The following is a 3,944-nucleotide window of genomic DNA, read 5'->3' on the forward strand; positions in this document are numbered from 1 at the left end:
TTTCATTTATTTATTAAAGAATGTCAATTTCGCTTTAATACTCCAAAAGTTGAAAAACAATTAGAAATAGTATATAATTTAGCAAAGAAGGAGCTTTTTTAGTTATCTAGGACAGCCCCAAAAATTAATATAAAAAAGGAGAATAAATATGTCGAATATAGCATTTCTATTTCCAGGTCAGGGTTCTCAAAGTGCTGGTATGGGAAAATCTTTATATGATAATGTAGCTGAATCCAAAGCAATATTTGATAAAGCTGCTAGTATTTTAGATGATATTGATATTAAAGCATTATGCTTTGAAGGCAGTGAAGATGATCTTAAAAAAACAGAAAATACTCAGCCTGCATTGGTTACTGTAGGTATTGCAGTTTATGAGGCTTTAAAAGCTAAAGGGGTCAAAGGAGATTTCTTTGCTGGACATAGCTTGGGGGAAATTACTGCTCTTTCTGCTGCTGGTTATATATCTTTTGAAGATGCTGTAAAAATTGCAAGAACTAGAGGATTATTAATGGCAAAAGCTGGTGCTGATGCTCCTTATGGAATGGCTGCTGTTATGGGTTTGGATTATGATACTGTTTCTAAATGTATGCCTGAAAATAAAGAGGTTGTTGCTGCTAATTATAATTTAAAAGATCAAATAGTAATATCTGGATTACTTAGTGCAATAGAAACTGTTACTCCTAAACTTCAAGAATCAGGTGCTAAAAGAGTATTACCTCTAAAAGTATCTGGTGCTTTCCATTCACCTTTTATGAAACCTGCTGCTGATAGTTTAAAAGAATTTTTGGAAAAAATAGAATTACATGATAATGATAATAAAGTTCTATCAAATGTTACATCAGAAGTTCATGAATTTAATTCCATAAAAGAAAATTTATACAAACAAATGTTTTCCACTGTAAGATGGTATGATAGTATGCTTAATATACAAAAACAAGGTATCACAAAAGTATTTGAATGCGGACCGGGTAAAGTTCTAATAGGTATGAGTAAAAAAATCACTCCAGATATAGAAGCATTATCTGTGTTTGATATTGACTCTTTGAATACCGCTGTTAATTAATAACAGATTTAATATTTGATGATAAACTAAAAGCAGGATTTATTATTAATATTTCCTGCTTTTATTTTATATGAAATTAGCTATATTATTATTTATAATAAAAAAGGACATATAAAATTTATTATATGTCCTTTATAATTTATTTTATATCAATAAATTAGATCTTACCAACTAAATCAATTCCTGGTTTTAAAGTTTTAGCACCTGGCTTCCATTTAGCAGGACAAACTTCACCACCATGTTCAGCTACATACTGAGCAGCTTGTACTTTACGAACTAATTCATTAGCATCTCTACCAATACCCATATCATGTATTTCATAAGCTTTAATTTGACCTTCTGGGCTTACAATGAAACTTCCACGTAAAGCCTGTCCAACTTCTTCTACATATACTTCAAAGAATTTAGATAATACACCTGTTGGATCTCCAAGCATTACATATTTTAAATTTTTAATTGTTTCAGTAGCATCTGCCCAAGCTTTGTGTACGAAATGTGTGTCAGTAGATACAGAATATACTTCACAGTTAATTTTCTTTAATTCATCATAAACTGTCTGTAAATCAGCTAACTCTGTAGGACATACAAATGTAAAGTCTGCTGGGTAGAAGAAAAATACACTCCATTTTCCTAAAACATCTTTAGTTTCAACTGTTTTGAATTCGCCGTTTTGATAAGCTTCAACTTTGAAATCTATTAGTTTTTTATTGATTAAACTCATATTATAACTCCTTTTGTTTGATGTTTGTATAATCTAACAATACATTAAATAATAGTTTTTGTCAAGTAAAAAAAAATATATATTAGTAAAAATTACTAAAAAAGATAAACTTTTTTATATTTTCATATTTCAAATAAAAAAATAATATGAATATTCCATTATGAATTTAAAAATTATAAGCAAATATATAAAATAATCTATTCAGCAAGAATACATGAAACATAATGACTATTAGATATATTATTTAATTTTGGTATATAATTTTTGCATTCATCTTTTACATATATGCATCTCGTATGAAATCTGCATCCTGATGGAATATCTGAAGCACTTGGTATTTCTCCTGTAATAGGAAGCTCTTTTATTATCTTGACTCTTCCTGAAGAAGCATCAGGAACAGCAGCAATTAAAGCCTTTGTATATGGGTGTTTAGGATTATCTATTATTTCATTAGCATCGCCTATTTCCACTATACTGCCCAAATACATTACAGCAATTCTATCTGCAAAATATCTTGCGGTAGATAAATCATGTGTAATATATATATAGCTCAAATTCTTCTCTATTTGAAGTTCTTTCATCATATATAGTATCTCAGCTCTAGTAGATAAATCTATCATAGAAACAGGTTCATCTGCCACAAGTAATTTTGGATTAAGTATCAAAGCTCTAGCAGTTGCAATTCTTTGACGCTGACCGCCTGAAAGCATATGAGGATATCTTTCCATAAACTCTTCTGGAGGATCTATTTTTACATCTTTCAATGCCTTAATTACCATCTCATCATAAACTTTTTCATCACCTTCAATATTATGAATATAGAGAGGTTCTTTCAATACATCTTTTATCTTAAATCTAGGATTCATGGAGGCATATGGATCCTGAAATATCATTTGAACATTTCTTCTATATTTTGCGGTTTCTTCTTTATTAAAGTTATTAATATTTTCATTTTCAAATATAATATTACCTGAAGTAGGACTTATCAATTTCATTACTAATTTACCTATAGTTGTTTTACCGCTGCCAGACTCTCCTATTACAGCAAGTATTTCTCCCTTTCTCACTTCAATACTAATATCATCAACCGCTTTAATATCTTTAGATTTTTTTAACAAACTTTCTATTATATTGGTATGTGGTTTAAAATATTTCTTAACGTTTTCTAGTTTTAATATTATATCTTCATTCATAATTTTCTTCTTTTTTATTTTTATATATTGAAATTTTAATTATCTATTAAATGACATGCACATAAATGATTATTTCCAATATCTTTTAGAATAGGTTCTTCATTTTTACATTTATCTATTCTATCTTTGCATCTATCATAAAACATACATCCTTTTGGTGGATTAAGTAAATCAGGAGGAGTACCTTCTATAAACTCTAATTTATTTACTGCTCTATTTAATCTAGGAGTTGCGGCTAAAAGCCTCTTTGTATAAGGATGTTTAGCATTTTTATATATATCTTCATTACTTGCAATCTCAGAAATTTTTCCTCCGTACATTACACATACTCTATCTGAAATCTCAGCTTCCAATGCTAAATCATGAGTAATAAATATAAATGATAAATCAAAATCTTTCCTCAATTTTTTTAATAAATTTATAATCTGTGCTTGTACTATAACATCCAAAGCAGTAGTAGGTTCATCAAGTATAATAAGTTTAGGCTTCAAAAATAAAGCTGCTGCTATAACTACCCTTTGCTTCATACCACCAGAAAGCTCATGAGGATACCTTTTAGATACACTGCCATGAAGTCCTACATATCCTAAATATTCTTCTATAAGTTTATCTGCATCGGCTCTACTAATATTCGTATGTCTATTAACAGTTTCAAGCATTTGGCTTCCTATAGTGTATACAGGAGTAAGAGAATTCATAGCTCCTTGAAAAACCATAGATATTTTTGACCATCTTATATTTTTTCTAACATATTCTTCTTTAAGAGGTATAATATCTTCATTATCAAGTATAATTTTACCGCCTTCATATTTTCCCGGAATAGAAGGCATTCTCAAAAGAGATGTACCAAGACTAGTTTTTCCGCATCCAGATTCCCCTACTATACCCAAAGTTTCTCCTCTTTTTATGCAAAAGCTAATATCATTAATAGCCTTCACCAAGCCTTTAGAAGTATGATAGTACATCT

At 29.3% G+C, this 3,944-nt stretch carries 4 protein-coding genes; 1 reads left to right on the top strand and 3 read right to left on the bottom strand.

All coding sequences use genetic code 11. The annotated features are described in order from the left end of the window. Positions 1–148: 148 nt before the first annotated feature. Positions 149–1,063 (top strand): ACP S-malonyltransferase, encoded by a 915-nt coding sequence (gene fabD / locus Q1J76_RS09175; protein WP_300369766.1) that lies wholly within the window; start codon positions 149–151, stop codon positions 1,061–1,063. Between the two features lie 157 nt (positions 1,064–1,220). Here fabD and ahpC read toward each other — a convergent pair whose 3' ends face one another. The 3 genes from ahpC to Q1J76_RS09190 form a co-directional block, all read right to left on the bottom strand. Then, positions 1,221–1,784 carry an alkyl hydroperoxide reductase subunit C gene (ahpC, locus tag Q1J76_RS09180; RefSeq protein WP_300369767.1) on the bottom strand — a complete coding sequence of 188 codons (564 nt, stop codon included), beginning with the start codon at positions 1,782–1,784 and terminating at the stop codon, positions 1,221–1,223. Between the two features lie 197 nt (positions 1,785–1,981). Then, positions 1,982–2,977 (bottom strand): ABC transporter ATP-binding protein, encoded by a 996-nt coding sequence (locus tag Q1J76_RS09185; RefSeq protein WP_300369768.1) that lies wholly within the window; start codon positions 2,975–2,977, stop codon positions 1,982–1,984. Between the two features lie 35 nt (positions 2,978–3,012). Further along, positions 3,013–3,942, bottom strand: a complete 930-nt coding sequence (locus Q1J76_RS09190) for an ABC transporter ATP-binding protein (RefSeq protein ID WP_300369769.1) — start codon at positions 3,940–3,942, stop codon at positions 3,013–3,015. Positions 3,943–3,944: the final 2 nt, after the last annotated feature.

This window comes from Brachyspira sp., assembly GCF_029258575.1.
Classification (GTDB): Bacteria; Spirochaetota; Brachyspiria; order Brachyspirales; family Brachyspiraceae; genus Brachyspira.

Coding starts and splice junctions, on each gene's coding strand:
- fabD (WP_300369766.1), top strand. CDS start 149: ATGTCGAATATAGCATTTCTATTTCCAGGTCAGGGTTCTCAAAGTGCT.
- ahpC (WP_300369767.1), bottom strand. CDS start 1,784: ATGAGTTTAATCAATAAAAAACTAATAGATTTCAAAGTTGAAGCTTAT.
- Q1J76_RS09185 (WP_300369768.1), bottom strand. CDS start 2,977: ATGAATGAAGATATAATATTAAAACTAGAAAACGTTAAGAAATATTTT.
- Q1J76_RS09190 (WP_300369769.1), bottom strand. CDS start 3,942: ATGTACTATCATACTTCTAAAGGCTTGGTGAAGGCTATTAATGATATT.